Source organism: Streptomyces sp. G5(2025), assembly GCF_049542075.1.
Taxonomy (GTDB): Bacteria; Actinomycetota; Actinomycetes; order Streptomycetales; family Streptomycetaceae; genus Streptomyces.
Map to the genome: position 1 here is coordinate 1 of NZ_JBMUZT010000003.1, position 17,942 is coordinate 17,942.

At 70.2% G+C, this 17,942-nt stretch carries 17 protein-coding genes and 1 pseudogene; 7 read left to right on the forward strand and 11 right to left on the reverse strand.

Annotation, left to right across the window (positions count from 1 at the left end):
- On the reverse strand, positions 1 to 492 hold a 492-nt coding region (gene tpg, locus ACOBQB_RS09365; RefSeq protein WP_423590519.1), incomplete at its 3' end, for a telomere-protecting terminal protein Tpg.
- A 3-nt stretch (positions 493 to 495) separates the two neighbouring features.
- Positions 496 to 2,628: a telomere-associated protein Tap gene (gene tap / locus ACOBQB_RS09370; RefSeq protein ID WP_423590521.1), complete on the reverse strand. Its 2,133-nt coding sequence runs from the start codon at positions 2,626 to 2,628 to the stop codon at positions 496 to 498.
- A 250-nt stretch (positions 2,629 to 2,878) separates the two neighbouring features.
- Between tap and ACOBQB_RS09375 the strand changes: the two genes are divergently transcribed.
- Together ACOBQB_RS09375 and ACOBQB_RS09380 are read left to right on the forward strand one after the other, a co-directional pair.
- A complete protein-coding gene (locus ACOBQB_RS09375) occupies positions 2,879 to 3,760 on the forward strand; it encodes a calcium-binding protein (RefSeq protein ID WP_423590522.1) in 882 nt (293 codons plus the stop codon).
- A 268-nt stretch (positions 3,761 to 4,028) separates the two neighbouring features.
- Entirely contained in the window at positions 4,029 to 5,267 is a 1,239-nt protein-coding gene (locus tag ACOBQB_RS09380; RefSeq protein ID WP_423590523.1) for an FUSC family protein, read from the forward strand.
- A 166-nt stretch (positions 5,268 to 5,433) separates the two neighbouring features.
- Here ACOBQB_RS09380 and ACOBQB_RS09385 read toward each other — a convergent pair whose 3' ends face one another.
- The 8 genes and pseudogenes from ACOBQB_RS09385 to ACOBQB_RS09420 form a co-directional block, all read right to left on the reverse strand.
- Positions 5,434 to 6,027 carry a hypothetical protein gene (locus ACOBQB_RS09385; RefSeq protein ID WP_423590525.1) on the reverse strand — a complete coding sequence of 198 codons (594 nt, stop codon included), beginning with the start codon at positions 6,025 to 6,027 and terminating at the stop codon, positions 5,434 to 5,436.
- 250 nt (positions 6,028 to 6,277) lie between these two features.
- Entirely contained in the window at positions 6,278 to 7,399 is a 1,122-nt protein-coding gene (locus ACOBQB_RS09390) for a ParB/RepB/Spo0J family partition protein (RefSeq protein ID WP_423590526.1), read from the reverse strand.
- Positions 7,399 to 8,058, reverse strand: coding sequence for a ParA family protein (locus ACOBQB_RS09395; RefSeq protein ID WP_423590528.1), 660 nt, complete (start codon positions 8,056 to 8,058; stop codon positions 7,399 to 7,401). The genes ACOBQB_RS09390 and ACOBQB_RS09395 overlap by 1 nt, the downstream gene beginning before the upstream one ends.
- A gap of 640 nt (positions 8,059 to 8,698) precedes the next feature.
- The gene (locus tag ACOBQB_RS09400; protein ID WP_423590530.1) at positions 8,699 to 9,103 is read right to left on the reverse strand and encodes a DUF6009 family protein; all 405 of its coding nucleotides are present in this window, start codon (positions 9,101 to 9,103) and stop codon (positions 8,699 to 8,701) included.
- Positions 9,100 to 10,548 (reverse strand): DNA primase family protein, encoded by a 1,449-nt coding sequence (locus tag ACOBQB_RS09405; protein ID WP_423590627.1) that lies wholly within the window; start codon positions 10,546 to 10,548, stop codon positions 9,100 to 9,102. Before ACOBQB_RS09405 ends, ACOBQB_RS09400 begins: the two co-directional genes overlap by 4 nt.
- Positions 10,549 to 10,607: 59 nt before the next feature.
- Positions 10,608 to 10,934, reverse strand: a complete 327-nt coding sequence (locus ACOBQB_RS09410) for a hypothetical protein (RefSeq protein ID WP_423590532.1) — start codon at positions 10,932 to 10,934, stop codon at positions 10,608 to 10,610.
- 125 nt (positions 10,935 to 11,059) lie between these two features.
- Positions 11,060 to 11,731 (reverse strand): annotated as a pseudogene (locus ACOBQB_RS09415) (bifunctional DNA primase/polymerase); the annotation flags it as partial.
- Positions 11,732 to 11,987: 256 nt separating this feature from the next.
- A complete protein-coding gene (locus ACOBQB_RS09420) occupies positions 11,988 to 12,980 on the reverse strand; it encodes a ScbA/BarX family gamma-butyrolactone biosynthesis protein (RefSeq protein WP_423590534.1) in 993 nt (330 codons plus the stop codon).
- Between the two features lie 279 nt (positions 12,981 to 13,259).
- On the opposite strand from ACOBQB_RS09420, the gene ACOBQB_RS09425 reads away from it, so the two are divergent.
- The 3 genes from ACOBQB_RS09425 (at position 13,260) to ACOBQB_RS09435 (ending at position 15,642) form a co-directional block, all read left to right on the forward strand.
- Positions 13,260 to 13,883, forward strand: a complete 624-nt coding sequence (locus ACOBQB_RS09425) for a ScbR family autoregulator-binding transcription factor (protein ID WP_423590536.1) — start codon at positions 13,260 to 13,262, stop codon at positions 13,881 to 13,883.
- Positions 13,880 to 14,782, forward strand: coding sequence for an NAD(P)H-binding protein (locus tag ACOBQB_RS09430; RefSeq protein WP_423590538.1), 903 nt, complete (start codon positions 13,880 to 13,882; stop codon positions 14,780 to 14,782). Before ACOBQB_RS09425 ends, ACOBQB_RS09430 begins: the two co-directional genes overlap by 4 nt.
- Before the next feature lie 89 nt (positions 14,783 to 14,871).
- Positions 14,872 to 15,642 carry an SDR family NAD(P)-dependent oxidoreductase gene (locus ACOBQB_RS09435; protein ID WP_423590539.1) on the forward strand — a complete coding sequence of 257 codons (771 nt, stop codon included), beginning with the start codon at positions 14,872 to 14,874 and terminating at the stop codon, positions 15,640 to 15,642.
- Between the two features lie 35 nt (positions 15,643 to 15,677).
- Here ACOBQB_RS09435 and ACOBQB_RS09440 read toward each other — a convergent pair whose 3' ends face one another.
- Complete coding sequence (locus ACOBQB_RS09440) at positions 15,678 to 16,064, reverse strand: MerR family transcriptional regulator (protein ID WP_423590541.1); 387 nt, start codon at positions 16,062 to 16,064, stop codon at positions 15,678 to 15,680.
- A 65-nt stretch (positions 16,065 to 16,129) separates the two neighbouring features.
- On the opposite strand from ACOBQB_RS09440, the gene ACOBQB_RS09445 reads away from it, so the two are divergent.
- Both ACOBQB_RS09445 and ACOBQB_RS09450 read left to right on the forward strand, forming a co-directional pair.
- Entirely contained in the window at positions 16,130 to 17,359 is a 1,230-nt protein-coding gene (locus tag ACOBQB_RS09445; protein WP_423590543.1) for an MFS transporter, read from the forward strand.
- 123 nt (positions 17,360 to 17,482) lie between these two features.
- Positions 17,483 to 17,887: a MerR family transcriptional regulator gene (locus ACOBQB_RS09450; RefSeq protein WP_423590545.1), complete on the forward strand. Its 405-nt coding sequence runs from the start codon at positions 17,483 to 17,485 to the stop codon at positions 17,885 to 17,887.
- The last annotated feature ends 55 nt before the right edge of the window (positions 17,888 to 17,942 follow it).

The window sequence follows — 17,942 nt, forward strand, 5'->3', positions numbered from 1 at the left end:
TCCGCCGTCCTGGAAATACACGTCTTTGAAACCTTCGGCGATGATTCCGCGCATCTGCTGGTCGCCGGCCCCGGCTTCGCGGGCGTCGAACAGGCGCCGGGCGTACTCCGGGGGGAGGTGCACGGTGAGGCGGCGGAACCGTCCGTCGTCGGTCGTGCCGATCGGCGCGGTGTAGCCGAACCGGGCTCTGGTCTCCACTGTGATCCCGCCGGTGGTGGCGGCCTGGCGTCGGCGGCGCTTGCGGACCCGCGGCTGCCAGCGGGCTCGTACCGCGTCGTTGATTTTCGCCGCGACGTCGGCGCGGGGGTGCTTGCGGGCGCCGCGGCGGTAGCGGTTCACGGAGTCGGCGGTGACACCGAGTTCTTGTGCGACGGCCTTCGCGCTGCCCAACTGCTTGAGCAGGTAGTTGATCTGGCCCTTGAGGGTCTTCGGCGGCTCCTTGGTGAACGACTCCCGGTCGGCGCGCTCGATGGCGTCCTCGATCTCGCCCACGGTCTACTCTCCTTCGTCCATGACGGCGTCGCCGCCCTTGATGTGGCGGGCCGGGTTGAGGCCCTTTTCCATCAGGTCGACCGCCCACAGCATCGACTGAACGCCTTCCAGCTTCGCCAGGCCCGGCGTGGGTCCGAGGCGGAAGGCTCCGGGCTTCGGCTTGCCGGAGGCGGCGTAGGGGAGGAAGTCGAGCGGGCTGTCGCTCGGTGCGGGGTAGACGACGCAGTCGGAGAGTACGGCGAGGGGGTACAGGCCCGTCATCTTGGCCATGTTGTTGAGTTTGCGGTGCATGTTGACGCGGGCCTTGCTGATGACGGCGGCGCGGATGTCGGGGCGCCAGGTGGGGCGGTCCAGGGCCGGCCACCGCTCCCCTGCCTTGTAGTTCTTGCCCTGTGGGCGTTCGCGGAGTTTGCCGACGCCGCCCTTGACCGTGGCCTTGATGGCCGCGAGGACGGCGGCCAGGGCCGGGTCGGCCTGCTTGTGCTGTTCCATGGCGGTGAGGAACTGGCGGTCGTCCAGGTCCTTGGTGACGCCGAGATCGGCGAGGGTGTCGACGTACGCGTTCTTGAGGCGGTCGTGCCATGGGTCGAGGTACGCGCCGGTGTCGCGCCGCAGGTATGCCTCGATCGGGTGGACGTCGTGGCCCAGTTCTTGGGCGTAGGCGATGGTGTGTGTCTGGTACCAGGCCGGGCCGGTCGGGCGGGTGCCGTCCGGTGTGAACGGGCTGGGCAGGCGCGGGTCCAGCTCGATGTGGGACAGGTCGACCAGCCAGCTCCCGGGGATCTTCGGGTTGAACTTCACGTTGTGGAAGTGGTCGGGGGCGGACAGGCCGACGACCAGGCGGGCCGCGGCGGCGAGAAAGGCGGTGTTGAGGTCCAGGCCGAGTGCGAAGGGCAGGGTGCACTCCTCGTCGGTGAGGGTGTCCACCGACCGCACCCATTGGTACGCCTCTTCGTTGAGGAATCCGCCGGTCCAGCCGGAGTTGACGACGACCGGGTGTTCGGCGGTGGCCTCCGGTGGTGCCGGGTCCATCGGTTCCGTCCCCAGCGAACCGGGGTTGTAGGCGGACACCCAGTTCCCGGTCTCCTCGTCGCGCTCGGGCTTCGTCGGCGGGCGCAGTGCCGTCATCAGCTCCAGTCCGGACACGGCTGTCGATCCGCGGGGGGTGAGGACCCGTTGGGCGTAGACCCCGAGGACGCGGGCGATGTCGGCTGGTTCCATCTCCGCGACGCCGGGCCAGGAGCGCTCATCGAGGGCGTCCCAGGACAGGATGGCCAGCTGTACGCACTGCCGCTCGCGCCCTTGCGCCGTGCGGTAGACCCTGGCCCACGGGCCGAAGCCGCGCTGTGTGAGCTGCCATTTCGCCTTCGTGACCTGCTTGACGACCGGGTGGTCCTGAGGCAGGCGCAGCGAGCGGCGCTGCTCGTGGCCTTCCAGGCGCTCGGGGAGTCCGAGGTTCACGGCGGCCGCGGCGGTGAGCACGATCAGCGGGTCGCTGTCTTTGCCATAGCGGTTGAGCTTCGCGGCGCCGAGGCCGGATTCGCGCAGTGTCCACTCCACCAGTTCCGGGACGGTGGTCGCCGGGCAGTCGAGCACGATGCCGTCCACGCCGTACGCGGAGCCGTCGCCGTCCAGTACAGCAAGTGGGCCGTGGGGGAACCGCGGGTCGACGGTGGGGTTCGCGGCCTTCTTGGCGGCCGGGCGGCGTGAGGTCGCCGGGCGTGAGGTCGCCGGGCGGGTGGTCGGACGCTCGGGCGCGACCGGGGCGGGGGGTGCCTCGATCGGTGCGGGGATTTCCGTCTCGGGCTCGGATGGGCCGGTGAAGATCTCCGGGGCCCGGGGCGGCGCGACTTCGGGGGCGGGTGTGAGGGCGGGGGCTGTGCCGGGGGCGGGGTACTTCGCGGCCCAGCCGTTCAGCAGGCGCTGGTAGGCCTCCAGGCGCGGTGACTTGGGCTCGGAGCGGCCGTTCTCGTAGTTCTTCACGGTCTGCGTCGTGGTCTTGAGCGCGGTGGCGAGGCGGGCCTGGGTGATGCCGGCGGCCTGGCGAAGTCGGGCCCGTTCGGCCGGGGGCGGGAGTTGCGGCTCCTCCTCCAGCAGGGCGTCGATGTTCGCGAACAGCTCTTCCTCGGTTGCCATGGTCGTCTACCTCCGCCTCGGACCCTAACATTGATTACCCCTGCATTTAGCCTTAGCGAAGATCAGGTTTAGTCTTATTTTTAACCCGTTCGGCGATAGGGCGGGGCGGCCCGCCACGCACCGGCCACCATGCCGTCCGCCGCTGTTCACGGGCCGCCGGGCAACGCCGTTCTGGGGCCTCTTGTCTAACCGGGTGAGCAGAAGCACCGCTGCACACGTACACGCGTACACCTTGAAGGGTCACTTCCGCATGCGTATTCATCGGACCATCGCAGCCACCGCCACCCTTGCCCTGACTCTCGGCATGGCCGGGTTAACGGCCTCGACCGCCCAGGCGGCCCCCTCCGCCCCCTCCGCCCCGTCTGCCCCGTCCGCCGCTCAGGCCACGGGGTCCGTCGTCGTCGCGGACGGCGAGCTCTGGTACAAGGCGGCACCCGGGCAGCAGAACGAGGTGACAGTCGACGAAGAGATCGACCACCGCGGCGAGCACGACTCCTATTACGTCCTCACCTTCCACGACCGGTACGACATCACCATCTCCGCCGACGCGGCGGAGGACGACGAGTGCGTGTATCCCGAGGAGGGCGACCGCACCGCCGTGCGGTGCGCGGTCAAGATCCCGGAGAACTCGGACGACTCCGACAGCTATGACATCGACCTCGGCGACAAGAACGACACCGCGACGCTGGCGCCGGAGAGCCAGGCCTGGGCGGGGATCTACGGCAGCGCGGGCAACGATGTCATCACCGCGTCGCAGTCGGCGCTCCTGTACGGCGGCGACGGCGACGACCGCCTCGATGGCGGTGGCGGCCCGTTCGGGTTCGGCCCGTGGGGCGACGCCGGGAACGACACCCTCACTCGATGCAGCCAGGACTGCTTCGGCGGTCCCGGCAACGACTCCCTAACCGGCACCGGCGAGGAGAACACCCTGCACGGTGAGGACGGCAGTGACGTCCTGTACGGCAAGGGCGGCGCCGACGTCCTCTACGGCGGCAAGGGCAACGACAAGCTGTACGGCGAGGCGGGCAACGACACGCTGTGGGGCAACAGCGGTGATGACGTGCTGTGGGGCGGTGCGGGCACCGACAAGCTCTCCGGGGGCCCGGGCCGCAACGAACTCCACCAGGACTGAACGGCCCCCCGACCGGGGTTCCGGCTACGCCCGAGGTCCGGCCAGGCCCGGGTTCCGGCCGCGCCTGGGTTCCGGTGGCCGCGCCCGGACCGCAGACACCGCAGGCCACCCCTCGGCCCGAGCCACCGGGCCGGGGGACTCGCCCCCGGCCCGCACTCACCCGGCCGCCACGTGACACGTGACACGTGACGGGCGGTGTGGAACGGCGTCTGGGGGGTTCCTGGTGCTGAAGTGTGGTGAGGGGCTCGTGATCGGGCACGTGAAGGAGATGCCGGACGTATCAGCACCCGTGATCAAACTGGTGCGGCGGACCACCGAGCCTGTCGCGGCGCAGACGCTCCGTTCCACGGCCGCCGCCGTCATCTCCTTCAGCGTCGCCCTGATGGTCTTGCCCGCGCAGCCCGCTCCTCTGACGGCCCCGCTGACCGCGCTCCTGGTCGTCCAGGTCACCCTGTACGCGACTCTCACCACCGGTATCCGGCGCGTGAACTCCGTGGTCGTCGGTGTGCTCATCGCCATCGGCTTCACCGCCCTGGTCGGGCTGACCTGGTGGAGCCTGGGTCTGACGATCTTCACTTCGTTGATCATCGGCCGTTTCGTGCGGGTGAACGAGTTCGTGCCCGAGGTGGCGATCAGCGCGATGCTGGTCCTGGGTGTCTCCCAGGCCACGTCGGCGGCCTGGCACCGGGTGCTGGAGACGCTGATCGGCGCCGGGGTGGGTCTGCTGTTCAACCTGTTGTTCGCACCTCCGGTGTGGACGCAGTCGGCGGGGGCGTCCATCGACGGGCTGGCGCGCGGGATGGGCAACATGTTCCGTGCCATGGGCGCGGAGATCGCCGAGGGCCACCTTCCCTTCCCGCACGCGGCCGCCCGGCTGCACGAGGCGCGGCGGCTGGACCACGACATCGTGGAGGTCGACGCCTCGCTGCGGCAGGCGGAGGAGAGCCTGCGGATGAATCCGCGTGTGCGGGAAGGGCTGCTGTCCCGGGTGGTGCTGCGGACGGGGTTGGACACCCTGGAGATCTGCGCGGTGGTGCTGCGGGTGCTGACCCGCAGTCTGACCGATCTGGCGAAGTTCCGTACACAGGAGTCGCTGTTCCCGCCGGACGTGTCGGCCGGTCTCCAGGAGCTGTTCGAGCAGCTGGCCGACGCCATCGAGAGTTTCGCCCGGCTGATCACCACCCAGGTGGCCGCGAACGGGGAGCAGGCCGAGGAGCGGCTGACCGCCGCGCTGGCGACGAGCCGGGTCACCCGCGACCGGGTCGCGGAGCTGCTGCTGGAGGACGTGCAGGAGCATCCCAGGCAGTGGCAGCTGCATGGCGCGCTGCTCGCCGAGATCGACCGGATCCTCGACGAGCTGGACCTCGACAAGCGCACCGAGCGCCTCATGCAGGAGCTGGACCGGCGCTCGGCGGAGCTCAAGGAGCGCTATCCGCGGCTCGCGGCGCTGCGTCGCCGGCTGCGTGGCGAGAGTGGCGCGGAGCGGCGGCCGGCCGTGGAGTCCTGAGACCGCGCAGGCGGGACTGATCCCTCCACGCACACCGTCACCGCCCTGCCCGTCGACGGCCTCCCGCCGCTGGGCGCGGTCGGCCCGCGAGGGGTGCGACGGGGTGGCCTCGAAGCCTGTGAGCTCCTAGGCCACCCCCCCCGTACGCGGAGAACGCCGCGACCTCTCAGTTCTCGCACGCGTCGATGTCGTCGTCGCACCCGTCCACGTCTCCGGGGGCGACCGTGTGCAGACGCCATGCGAGGAGTCCCGTGCCGTGCTTGTCGGGGTCGACGCGGGCCTTGAAGGGCTTGCCCGCCGGCAGGTTGAACTGGTCCGCCTCGGGGTCCCCGCAGTCCACTCCGTAGGCCTGCTCCTCTTCCCCCCGGGACAGGGTCAGGGTGAGCTCCTCGACGCTGTCCGTGTCGCAGGTGATGTCGAGCCGGTAGGGGTGGTCACCGCTTGCCGAGAAGGACGTGTCCAACCCGGAACCGACGTACGCGGTGCCGGAGTCGACGACCTCCGGTTCTGTGCCGTCGTCGGCAGCGGCGTCCAGCGCGCGCTCCGCGCGCTGGAGCGCGTCGTCCGGCTCCCAGGGGCGGGTGTTCCCGGAGGACGCGGATGGCTGCGGCGGCTGCGACGAAGCGCTGGCGCTTGCCGACGGTCCGCTCCCGTCTCCCCCGCCCCGGCTGTGCCCGTCCCCGCTTCGCCCGTCCGCGCAGCCGGACATCAGGACGGCCAGAGCGGCTACGGACAGAGGAAGTGCGTGACGTATCCGCATGAAACGATCCTATCCGGGAGGAACAAGCTGGTATTCGCGGCCCAGCGCGTCGGCCTGGATGGGGCCGTAGACGGACACCTCGCCGTCGGACCAGCGCAGGCACATCTCGAACGCCCGCGGCCGTTCCCGGACATCACGACCCGTCAGGGCTGCGGCCCCCCTGAGGTGCCCCCCTGAAACGCACGAGGCCCGTACTCCCCCTGTAGCCGCAGCGAGGGAGTACGGGCCTTGTGGTGTTGGTCTGTTCCGGCTATGCGTCCGTTTCGTCCGTCCCTTGGAGCAGCCAGACGAGCTTGTCCCGGTTCTCCTTCGACATGTGCTTGCGGAGCTGCATGTCGAACCAGAGCGGCTCGTCCCACGGCAGGGAGTCAGCCACGGGTGTCCAGGTCTGGTGAGGTACTGAGGTAGTGGTGCCGTCCCCGTAGGGGGCTGTGACGGTGATTTCAGGCGCTGGGCCGGGCGCGTGGTCGGCGGGGGCGCTGTTTACCGCGGTAAACAGCTTCCTCGCCGCTGCGGAGTCGCCGCTCGGGTTGGGCAGCGGGGCCGCGGGGCGGTTTACCGCGGTAAACCGCCCCGCGCCGTTCTCGCTGTCGTTGCCGTTCTTGCTGTCGCCGGTGTCCTTGTCGTTGTTGACCGGTGCTGCCGCCTTCTGCACCGCTCTTGGTTGCACGACACGTTTCGGGCGGGGGGCCGTCTTGGCTTCGGCGCGGCGGGCGAGCTCCGCTTGCCACGCTGCTGCCTGCTTCTCAGGGGGCAGGCCCGCGATGTCGCGGCCGACGCGGACGGGAAGTTCTCCGGAGCTGACCAGCTCCTGGAGTTCAGGGGTGAGCTTCAGCAACTTGCGCTGCTGGCTGACCCAGCCCTTGGTCTTGCCGTAGTAGGACGCGACGTGGTCCGCGCCCTTGAGCTCGATGACCATCGTCTCGATACCGAGCGCCCGCTCGATGGGGTCGAGGTCGTCGCGGTCGTTGTTCTCGGAGAGGACGGCGTCCAGGAAGTCGGCGCGGTCGGCCGCCACGTCCTCGTTGTGCACCACGTCGAGTGTGGTGAGTCCAACGGCGAGGGACGCACGGTAGCGGCGCTCCCCGTTCGCGATGACGTAGGGCGCGTCGCCCACGCGCTCCGCTTCGTCCGGCCACAGCTTCAGGTACCCGGAGCGGGAGACGACGACGGCCGGCTGAAGCTGCCGCTTCTTGAGGACCAGCCCGAACTCTTTGAGCTTCTCCTCGGTGCCGAAGTTGCGGCGCGGGTTGAAGCGGGTGGGGACCAGCTTGGTCAGCGGCAGGGTCAGGAGCAGCGGGTCGCTCTTGCCGGGGACGTCGTCGACTTTTGCTCCGGCGAGGGAGGCGAGGCTGGTGCGGCGGCCGGCCATCAGGCGCCACCTCCGTAGCCCAGTTCGATGGCGAGGCGGAAGAAGTCTTCGCGGGCTTCCATGGCGACGCGGTTCTTCGGGTATTGGGTGACGACCTTGCCTTCCACCGAGGCGCGGGTGTGGACCTTGTAGCGGCGGATGACGGTGCGGGCGCGCGGCCAGCCCTGGGCGTCGATGTACTGCTCGGTGTCGACGCGGTCCGCGGTTCCGTCGCGCGGGTCCCAGTTGTTCACCACGACGGTGAAGGGCAGCCCGCTGGGCTCGATGACCTTCTGGATGGTGCGGGCCGTGGGGTCGAAGGCGAGGCCTTCGGGGGGCATGGGCACGATCACGTCGTGCGCGTACTTCAGGGCTTCAAGCAGAAGGTTCTCGTCCTGGAGGCTGCCGGGGGTGTCGATGAAGACGTGCAGCAGGTTGTCGGAGCCCTTGAGGACGTCGGCGACGACCGCGCCGAGGTTGAGGGTGGTGGTGGTCTTGCCGACGCCGCCCTTCTGGTTGGCGATGACGTGGACCTTGGCCCCGGTGTCCTTGAGGATCTTCAAGTTCTCGGGAGTCTCGTGCTCCTGGGAGAAGTCGAAGGGCAGGTCGGTGATTCTGTTCGCCCACCAGACGGTCGAGGCCTGGGGGTCGATGGACACGACGTAGACAGCAGCAGTCATGTGATGCTCCGTGTGCTTCCCGTGGGTTCCGGTACTTCGGGCGCGAAGCATCTTTCCAGAAGGACGAGACCGCGCTCGCACTGACACCCGCATTTCGCCCAGAGGGGACAGGTGCCGTACGGGGCCGCTGGTTTACCGCGGTAAACCAGCCCAACACGGCTTGCCCGCGCAACGTCGCAGCGACCAAGCGTCAGCGACCGAGCGATTTTGGGTCGCTGGCTTGAGTCTCGGGGAAAACCGCAGGTCAGGAGCGTCTTTGGAGGAGATTAGCGACTGTAGCGACTGAAGGGTTCTATCTATGTCACACACGCGCGCGCCCGGGAATGTCTTCATAGTTCCGACGCTCGGTCGCTTCGGTCGCTTGCTGCGGTGAGGGGCGCCTCTGACCTGGGGTTCTTCTCTGCCCTTTGGGGCTGAGTTCAGTCGCTTTCGGGGCCTGGGCGTTCAGTCGCTGCGGCCTGTGGTGACGGGTATCGGGGGTACACGGGCAGCACTACGCCCCGCACGGGGGTTTTCCGTACGGGGTTCAGTCGCTTTTGGGTCGCTGTCGTGATGAGGCCGCCGCGGTCGGCTCACTGCGGTCGGCTGGCTGCGGGTCGGCTGGCTGCGGGTCGGCTGACTGCGGGTCGGCTCACTGCGGTCAGTTCTTCGGCAGCGTTATGCCCAGCTCGCGCATGGCGTCGGATTCGGGGCCGCCTTCGGAGCGCTGCGTCTTGTAGCCCTTGGTCCGGGCGGCGATGGTGCGGGGGTCGACGGCCTCGGAGGGCGCGCCGGAGGAGTACAGGCCGTCAGGCTGGCCGTCGCGGTCGTGGGGCAGGAGCCAGAACACCCGGCGCAGGAAGGTGCCCGAGGCGCGGGAGGAGCGCGCGCCGGGGCCCAGGACCGCGTAGCCGACCATGCGGCCGGCGCGGTGGTAGGCGGGCTTCCCGCGGCGGGTGGCGAGGCGGTCGAGGGTCTGGCGGACGTAGTCGAGGGTCTCGATGTCCTCGAGCCAGACGATGTCGGTCTCGTGGCTGAGCTGTTGGGGCTCGATGAGGGCGCTCATGAGGTCTCTTCCTCTTCTTCCCTCAGGCCGATGCCGGGGTAGAACTTGCGCTGGTTCGACAAGATCATTTCTTTGGGGGTGGAGATGCCGACGGCGTCCCTGACGCGTGCGGCGAAGGCCCGGGAGGAGACCGGGTTGGCCCCTTCGAGCTGACACCAGTCCTTGTAGTGACTGTAGAGCTGGGCTTGTTCGGCGCGCATCGCCGCGTCCAGGACGCAGCGTTCGGCCAAAAAGCGCCCGGTGTGGTCCTCGGTCTCGGCGTAGGCGGTGGTGGCGGTCTGGACCCGCTGGGGGCCGGTGAGGTCCCGGGAACCGTTGAGGTAGCGGCGGGCTCCGGTGATCAGCCAGTGGAGGATGCCGGGGCCCTCCTCGGTCACCAGGACGTCGGCGAGATTGTCGACCTTGCGGTCGTCGGCGACGGTCCGCTCGAAGGGGATGAGCTTCATCCGGCGCCAGAAGGCGTACCCGCCGGTGCCCACTTCGGGGCGGTGGTTGCCCAGCAGCCACAGTTTGTGGGTGGGGTTGAAGGAGAAGAAGTCCTGGCGCATACGGCGGGCCTTGATGCGGTCGCCGCCGGTCAGGTGCTTGAAGCGGGCTTCGTCGAAGCGGTCGCCGGGCTTGAGTTCGGAGCACACGATGATGCGCCGGCCGTGCAGTTCGGCGAGGTCGGTGGGGTGTCCTTCGAAGGGGCGGGCCATGAGGAAGCCGGGCGGGGCGGCGTCGGCGTAGTCGCCGAGCAGTTTGACCATGACGTCCAGCAGAACGCTCTTGCCGTTCTTTCCCTGCCCGTAGAGGAACGGCATGATCTGCGCCCCCACGTCGCCGGTGATCGAGTAGCCGAGCAGCTCGTGCAGGAAGGCGATGAGCTGGCGGCCTTCGGTGTCGTCGCCGAAGGTGTCGGTGAGGAAGCGCTGCCAGCGCGGGGTGGCCATGGGCCGGGCGGCCACGCTGGTGGCCCGCGAGTGGTGGTGCTTTTCGGGGTCGGGGGCGGCGACCATGCCGGTGTGCAGGTCGACGACCCCTTCCGGGGTGCACAGGGCGTAAGGGTCAGCGTCCAGCAGCGCGGCGTTCAAGACCATGCCAGGGGCGGCCTTGGCCTGCATCAGCATGGCCTTCATGCCCGAGGTGGACAGGGCGCGGCGCCGGTGGCGCCGCAGCGCCGCGTTGGTGTGGCGCCCGTGGGGGTCGGACTCGGCGAAGGACTCGGCCATCTCACCGGCGGCCCACAGCACCGTGTCGTCCTCGTCGATCTCCCACCGGTAGCCGCACCACCGGTACCAGCCGAGCCCCGGCACATGCCGGAAGTCGCGCCCGTACAGGGCGACGAACAGCTTGGCGTTGCCCCGGTCGCTGAGGCTGTCGGGCACGAGGCCGTGTTCGCAGGCCTGCGGCGGCGCCGTGGCAGGCGTGCCCTGGGCGGGTACGGCGGGCTGTGCCTCCAGCATGATCTGCCGGGCGACCTCGACCGGGTCGAACAGTCCCTCGTCGGGGTCCAGGGGATGGGTCACGTACGGGCTCCCAGTTCGAGGGGGTGCCGGTCGCCCGCGCGCATGCCGCTGCGGATGATCTGCAGGGCGCGGCGTTCCTGGCCGGGGCGTGCATGAACGGCGGCCGCCAGCAGCGCTGCCCGCGCCTGGTCGGCGGTGAGATGGCCGGCGGCCACCAAGCCGCCTGCGGTGTAGGCGGCGCGGTTGAGTTTCTCGCTGAACCCCGCCCCTTGGGGAACGCCCGCGCACGCGGACACCGGGGCGAGGACCGTGGCCAGCGTGCTGCTCGCGGCGTCACGGTGCCCTCCGGCCGCGGCGACCGCCTGGTGCCCTCGCCGGGGCACGGGTGTGGTGGTGCCCGGGGAGGGGGAGCGGGGCGGTGCCCCGTGCGGGCGAGTTCGTCGGCGAGCCACCGGGGCAGCGGAGCCGGCAGCCGTGCGCCCTCCAGGGGCGTGTACGTGCCGGCCTCGGTCGTGGTGCCCGGCGCGATGATGTACCCGCCGTGGCCGCGCACATCGACCTGCCAGGCCAGCGCGCGTGAGGGACTGGACCCCGCCGAGCAGCGCCACACCTGTCCGGGCCGCGCGGTGTACCAGATGTGCAGGCCTTTGGAGGGCGTGGCGACGCGCAGGGTCGAGGCGTCCTCGGCCGGGTCCGGGGCTCCGCGCATCGCGGCGAGCAACGCCAAAGAGTGAAAGCCGTGCCGCAGCCCTTGGAGTGACACCGCCTCGGGAATGGGGATGCCCGGCAGCAACCGGTCCCGGGCGGGCAACGGCACCTGGTGGGCGTCGACATCGATGACGACCAGCCCCGCCGGGCCGCACGCCACCCCTACCCCGAATCCGGGCTGCTCGCCCCACCACCCGCGGATGCGTTCCGGATCGGTCGTGGCGGCGTGGAATCCGTGGCACCAGCGACCCGCCCCGGTGCACGGGCAGTCCCGGTGGCCGTGTGCCTGCCCCTGGCAGCGGCGGCAGTTGGCCGCCGGTGTTTTGCGCCGCGGCGCGAGCGGATGCACCGGCCAGCCGCGCGAGGCACACCGCAAGGCGACATCCAGGGGCCGCCAGGGCGTGGCTCCACCGGCGTCGAACGCTGTGCGACATGCTGAATCGCTGCCAGAAAGCCCCAGGTCAAAGGGCATTGACGGTTCCTTTCAGCGACCGAAGCGACTCAAGCTCAGCATGTGCTCGGCCCAGGCTAGCGGGGAAGGCCACAGCTTTCCCTCAAGCCTCGCGTAATGCAAACGCCTTGATGGGTTCCTCGTTCCGGGGGCCGACCCGGTTCGGTCGGGCGACCGAGGCGACCGCTGTCCTTCGCCATGGGTGAGCTCTGCGGGACCATGGGTGAAAAGAGCGCCCCCCGGGCCGGGAGGCGCCCCTTTCGCCCCTCCATGCCTTCTAGTGGTGGGCGCTCAGGGCCACGCCGTGCAGGGGACGGCATCTCTCGTACCGCAGAGCGGTCCGCGGGGCGGGGGCCGGCTCAAGGGTGACGGTGACGGCGTAGTGCTCGGTGCCGTTCTGCCGCATCACGACGTCGACGCGGGTGCGTCCCTGCGCGTCGTCGGCAAGCGGCCGCGCCTTGACCCAGCAAGGGGCGTCGAACTCGACATAGCGGAAGAAACGATTCTCCATCGCCACCGCCACCATGGGCTGCTGAGGGCACATGCCCTGGGCGGCCTGCCGGGCCGCCTCCAGCAGCAGCATGCCCGGGACGTGGTCCAAAGGGTGGTCGAAGAGTATGGAGTGGCGGTTGTCGACCCTCAACTGCCACTGGTCGGACGCCTGCGTGGGCGACAGGACGACATCGCGGCAGGAGAGGCGCCCCACCCTTGAGGGCGGCACGGGTGAAGGCAGCGGCAGGGCGGGCGCCAGCGGTCTCTCGCCGTGCCCGGCGCGCAGCCTGCGGTAGATCGCCGGGCTCTGGATCGTGAAGCGGGTGCGGGCGCTCGCCAGCGGCAGGCCGCCGCGGACCGCGTCGATGCGCAGCGTCAGCGCGGTGACCCGGCTGCCGCGCCGGACCTCCTCCAGGCATGTGACGTGCAGGTCGAGCAAGGCCGGCACGTGCTCGGCGTGCAGCGCGTCGCGGATCAGCGCGTAGTCGTAGGTCTCCCACAGCAGGTGGTGCCCGAACGGGACGTCGTAGGCGGCGTGGGAGAGCAGCGGGAAGATCTGCCGGATCGTCTCGGTGAGCAGGAGCGGATCGTGCAGCGTGTGGCGCACCGCGTAGAAGGAGTGGTCGGTGGGCCAGCTGGCCGTGACGGTGAAGGCGTCCGGCGCGGTGCGGCGCCAGCCGGTCAGCAGCACCTCGTCGGCCTGCTGCTTGTGGACGAGTTCGCTCGGTACATACGCGGTGCGGGGTGCGGGGGCCGTCGAGACAGGGGTGGTCGGCATGGCGTACTCCTGAAGCAGTGTTGGGGAAGAGCCACAGCGGACGAGCACGGCGGGACGGCGCCTGAGGCTGCGTCGGACACAGGCTGGCCAAGCACAGAGGGGAGGCGGCCGCGCGTCGGCGCGGCGCGTGCGCAGGCAGCTCTGTACGTCACGCGCCCTCCCCCCAGGCTTCCTCGTCAGTGACGGTGCGGGCCCAAGTGGACCGAGGCACCGATCATGGATAACATAAAGGGTGTTCTTTTTTTTGTCGAACGATGGACAAGTGCAGGGACGGTGGCGATGCCGCGACTCAAGCAGGACCGGGCGGTACGCACGCGTGAGGCACTTCTGCGTGCGGCAGCAGAGGAGTTCGACGAGCACGGCTACACCGGGGCTGTGATCACCAGCATCCTGACGCGCGCCGAACTCACGGCCGGAGCGATGTACTTCCACTTCAAGAACAAGGAAGCGCTCGCCCTCGCGGTCATGAACGAGCAGCACCAGGCGATCGAGACACGCGTGACCTCACGCGGGTTGCAGCGGCTGGTGGACATCACCCTGGTCTGGGCCTACCAGCTCCCTATCGACCCCATGCTGCGAGCGGGCGTACGCCTCGCCGTGGAGCAGGGCAGCTTCGGCATGCGGGACGCCACCACCTTCCTCAACTGGCAGTCGGCCATGCTCGACTGCCTGCGCGATGCCGAGCAGGACCGGGAGCTGATGCCCGGCGTCGACCCGGAAAGCGTCGCCGAATTCGTGGTGGGTGCCTGTACCGGCGTCCAGCTGTACGCCCAACTGGTCAACGGCCGCGAGGACTTGAGTGAGCGCACGGTACGGATGTGGGAGCTGCTGCTGCCGGGCATCGCCGTCCCCACCGTCGCCCGCAGCATCTCCCTGGACCTGGAACGAGTGATCGCCCGATGACGGCGCCCCCTTGGCAGGACACCGCCCACCACGCCGAGAAGCCGCGCGGTCTGCGCATCGCCATCACCGGGGCCAGCGGCACGATCGGCAGCCGCGTGGCCCGCATCCTGGCCCCCGACCACCACGTGCGCTCCTTGACCCGCACCCCCGCCGACGCCGCCCGCGCCAAGGTGGCCGGCCAGATCGTCGGCGCGGACCTCGACGACCGCCCCGGACTGCAACAGGCCATCGCCGGGGCCGACGCCCTCCTGCTGATCACCTTCGATCCGCATCGATCCACCCACGACGCCAACGCCCTGGCCGCGGCCGAGGCGGCCGGGGTCCGGCACATCGTCAAGATCTCCGCGTCCGCGGTGAACGACCCCGGCTCACAGGACCTGATCACCGCCTGGCAGCGGCGCTGCGAGACGCAGCTGAAGTCCACCGGCCTGTCCTGGACCCTGCTGCGCTCACGCGCCTACATGTCCAACACCCTGGGCTGGGCCCCCTCGATCCGCAAGGAGGGTGTCGTGCGCTCCCTCTACGGCACCTCGCTCAACGCCTGCATCGACCCCCAGGACGTGGCGCAGGCCGCCGCCAGTGCCCTCACCGACCCCCGGCACGCCGGGCGGGCCTACACCCTGACCGGACCGCAGGCGCTCTCCGCGCAGGAGCAGACCCGCCACCTGGGCGACGTGCTCCAAAAGCCCCTGCGGTACGAGGAACTGACGGAGGAACAGGCATTGCGGCGGTGGCGCCGGCGCTTTCCCGAGCCGGTCGCCCAGGCGATGCTGGTCCGCGCCCGCCGCCAGGCCGAGGGTGTCAAGACGGAGGTGGCCGACGGCCTGCGGCAGGTCACCGGCCGCGGGGCGCACACCTATCAGGCCTGGGCCGCCCACCACAGCGCGGACTTCCGCTAGCCACGGCCGCCCCGCCCTCGTACGCCCGCCCCAGGAGCACCACGCACCACAAGCCGACCGACGGCCGACGGCCGATGTGAGAGGAAGACATGACCCACGCGCAAGGGATGCTGGCCGGCAAGACCGTTCTGATCACGGGAGCCTCCAGCGGCATCGGCGCCGCGGCGGCCCGGCTCTTCGCCGACGAGGGGGCAGCCGTCGTGCTCATGGCCCGCCGCGCGGACCGGCTCCACCAACTCGTCCGGGAGATAGCCGACGCGGGAGGCACCGCGTTCGCGACACCGGGTGACGTGGCAAGGGAACAGGACGTGCAGCGGGCCGTCGAGGCCGCCGTGGAACGCTTCGGAACGCTGAACGCCGCGTTCAACAACGCGGGCTGGGCCTCGGCGGGCACCACGATCCACGAGACGGACACGGCGGTCTTCGACCGCACCATCGACGTCAACCTGCGCGGAGTGTGGAACTGCCTGCGTCACCAGATCCCCGCGATGCTGGAGGCCGGAGGCGGATCCGTGGTGAACACCTCCAGCGTCGCAGGCGTCCAGGCCACCGGGGCCTCCGCCGCGTACGTCGCCGCCAAGCACGCCGTGCTCGGCCTGACCCGCTCGGCCGCGGCCGAGTACGGCCGGCGCGGGATCCGCGTCAACGCTCTGGTGGTGGGCAGCACCCGCAGTGAACTGATGGAAGAGGTGCTGGCCCACACGCCCTCCCTGGAGGAGAGCTTCATCGCCCGTTCCGTCCAGAAGCGGATGGCCGATCCCTCCGAAGTCGCCCAGGCCGCGGCCTGGCTGTGCAGCGACCGGGCCACCTTCGTCACCGGTACGGCGATGCCGGTGGACGGCGGCTGGACCGCCGCCTAGGGCCCGGCCCCTCCCGGGGCGCACCGCCGGGCCCGTCAGCCCCCCAGGACCGCGCGCGGGCGGTGGTTGACCCGCACGGTGTCGAGGTAGTCGGCCACGGCGTCGCGGTTGCGGATCAGACCCTGGATGCGCTGCGTCATCTGGTCGCGCTCCAGTTCCAGCGTGGCGATCATCTCCGGTGTCGCGTCGGCGACGTGGATGGCGCGGGGCTGGTCCAGGCAGGGGAGGATCTCTCTGATGATCCTTGTCGGCAGCCCGGCGTCGAGCAGCCCTCTGATTTGCAGGACCCGGTCCACGAGGAACTCGTCGTACTCGCGGTAGCCGTTGGCGGACCTGCCCACGGCGATCAGCCGCTGTTCCTCGTAGTAGCGCAGCAGTCGGCGGGGCGTGCCGGTGCGCTCCGACAGCTCTCCGATACGCATGTGACCTACCTCACGTCTCGTCGCATTGACCTTCACACATGTGTGATGGTTCGAGCATTCACACCATGTCAATTAGCGAGACACGGACCCCAGTTGATCCCGGCACCGGGGTCAAGAATCAAAAAGAAGAGAAACTGCCGCTGCTGGCGTTGTTGGCGCTGGCCACGGCCGTCTTCATCACGAGCCTGACCGAGACGCTGCCCGCCGGTCTGCTGCCCGCGATGAGCAGCGACCTGCACGTGAGCGAGTCGGCGACCGGGCAGACGGTGACGATCTACGCGATCGGTACGGCGCTGACGGCGATCCCGCTGACCGCGGCGACGGCCGGATGGCGGCGCAAGCGCCTCCTGCTGTCGGCGATGGCGGGCTTCGCGGTGGCCAACACGGTCACGGCCGTCTCGGAGAACTACTCGCTGACGATGGTGGCCCGCTTCGTGGCCGGTGTCGCGGCCGGTCTGGCCTGGGCGCTCCTGGCGGGCTACGCGCGGCGCATGGCGCCGCCGCACCTGCAGGGCAAGGCGATCGCGATCGCCATGGCCGGTATCCCGGTGGCCCTCTCCCTGGGCGTGCCGGCGGGCACCTTCCTGGGCAAGGCGCTCAGCTGGCAGGCGGCGTTCTTGACCATGACCGTGCTGACCGTGGTGCTGCTCGGCTGGATCGCGGCGACCGTCCCCGACTACCCCGGGCAGCGGTCCGAGAGCCGCACCCCGATGCTGCGGGCGCTCAAGGTGCCGGGTGTGACGCCCGTCCTGTTCGTCACGCTGGTGTTCGTGCTGGCCCACACCATCCTGTACACCTTCATCGCCACGTTCCTGGACGAGCTGGGGATGGGGGACTCCATCGACCTGGTGCTCCTGGTGTTCGGCGCCGCCTCCCTGGTGAGCATCTGGGTCGTGGGGGCCCAGATCAACCGGCGGCTGCGGGGCCTGATGATCGGCGCCACGCTACTGATCGCGGTGGCCGCCGCCCTGCTGGCGGTACTGTCCGACAACACCGCCATGGTCTACGTCGCCGTGGTGCTGTGGGGTCTGGGCTGGGGCGGCGCGCCCACCCTGCTCCAGACCGCCGCGGGTGACGCGGGCGGCGAGCAGGCCGACGCCGCCCAGGCCATGCTGGTCACCCTGTGGAACGTGGCCATGGCCGGTGGCGGGATCCTCGGCGGCATCCTCCTGAATGCCGTCGGATCCACTTCCTTCCCCTGGACGATCCTCGTGCTCCTGGTCCCGGTCCTCCTGGTGGTCCTGGCCGCCCGCACCCACGGCTTCCCCGCCAAACGCACCAGCGTCGGCTCATGAACACCAGCGCCGGGCCCGGCAAACCGGCCGGGCCCGGCACCCCCTCGCACCGGCTCCTCCACCGCGTCACCGCACGCACCCGCCAAGGGAGTCGACGACGCGGATCGGTACGGTGATCGGCCCGTGCTCATCGGAGCGATGTCCCGGCGCACCGGGGTCAGCGAACGGCTGTTGCGCTACTACGAGGAGCAGGGCCTGCTCAAGCCCGTGCGGCGGCCCAGCGGCTTCCGCGAGTACGGCCAAGACGACGTACGCACCGTGAAGTACATCCGCACCCTGCTCACCGCCGGTCTCAGCACCCACACGATCGCCGAACTGATGCCCTGCATCCCCGGCAACGGACGGCAGCCGAAGCCGGTCCGCCTCGCCCAGCTCCCCGGCCTGCGCCGGGAACGCCAGCGGATCAGCGACACCGCGGCCGGCCTGCTGGCCGCGCGGGACGTCCTGGACACCGTCATCGCGGCCGTCCAGCCCTCTGATGCCGCCGCGCCGGACGCCCACCGGGCATCCGACCCCAGCACCGCCTGAACAGGGGCGCGTCAACGACCGGCCGCCACCGCACGTGAGGGCGGGCGCCGGACCT

Coding starts and splice junctions, on each gene's coding strand:
- ACOBQB_RS09395 (WP_423590528.1), bottom strand. CDS start 8,058: ATGACTGCTGCTGTCTACGTCGTGTCCATCGACCCCCAGGCCTCGACC.
- ACOBQB_RS09440 (WP_423590541.1), bottom strand. CDS start 16,064: ATGCGTATCGGAGAGCTGTCGGAGCGCACCGGCACGCCCCGCCGACTG.
- ACOBQB_RS09380 (WP_423590523.1), top strand. CDS start 4,029: ATGCCGGACGTATCAGCACCCGTGATCAAACTGGTGCGGCGGACCACC.
- ACOBQB_RS09425 (WP_423590536.1), top strand. CDS start 13,260: ATGCCGCGACTCAAGCAGGACCGGGCGGTACGCACGCGTGAGGCACTT.
- ACOBQB_RS09445 (WP_423590543.1), top strand. CDS start 16,130: ATGTCAATTAGCGAGACACGGACCCCAGTTGATCCCGGCACCGGGGTC.
- ACOBQB_RS09375 (WP_423590522.1), top strand. CDS start 2,879: ATGCGTATTCATCGGACCATCGCAGCCACCGCCACCCTTGCCCTGACT.
- ACOBQB_RS09405 (WP_423590627.1), bottom strand. CDS start 10,548: ATGCTGGAGGCACAGCCCGCCGTACCCGCCCAGGGCACGCCTGCCACG.
- ACOBQB_RS09400 (WP_423590530.1), bottom strand. CDS start 9,103: ATGAGCGCCCTCATCGAGCCCCAACAGCTCAGCCACGAGACCGACATC.
- ACOBQB_RS09390 (WP_423590526.1), bottom strand. CDS start 7,399: ATGGCCGGCCGCCGCACCAGCCTCGCCTCCCTCGCCGGAGCAAAAGTC.
- ACOBQB_RS09430 (WP_423590538.1), top strand. CDS start 13,880: ATGACGGCGCCCCCTTGGCAGGACACCGCCCACCACGCCGAGAAGCCG.
- ACOBQB_RS09420 (WP_423590534.1), bottom strand. CDS start 12,980: ATGCCGACCACCCCTGTCTCGACGGCCCCCGCACCCCGCACCGCGTAT.
- ACOBQB_RS09385 (WP_423590525.1), bottom strand. CDS start 6,027: ATGCGGATACGTCACGCACTTCCTCTGTCCGTAGCCGCTCTGGCCGTC.
- tap (WP_423590521.1), bottom strand. CDS start 2,628: ATGGCAACCGAGGAAGAGCTGTTCGCGAACATCGACGCCCTGCTGGAG.
- ACOBQB_RS09435 (WP_423590539.1), top strand. CDS start 14,872: ATGACCCACGCGCAAGGGATGCTGGCCGGCAAGACCGTTCTGATCACG.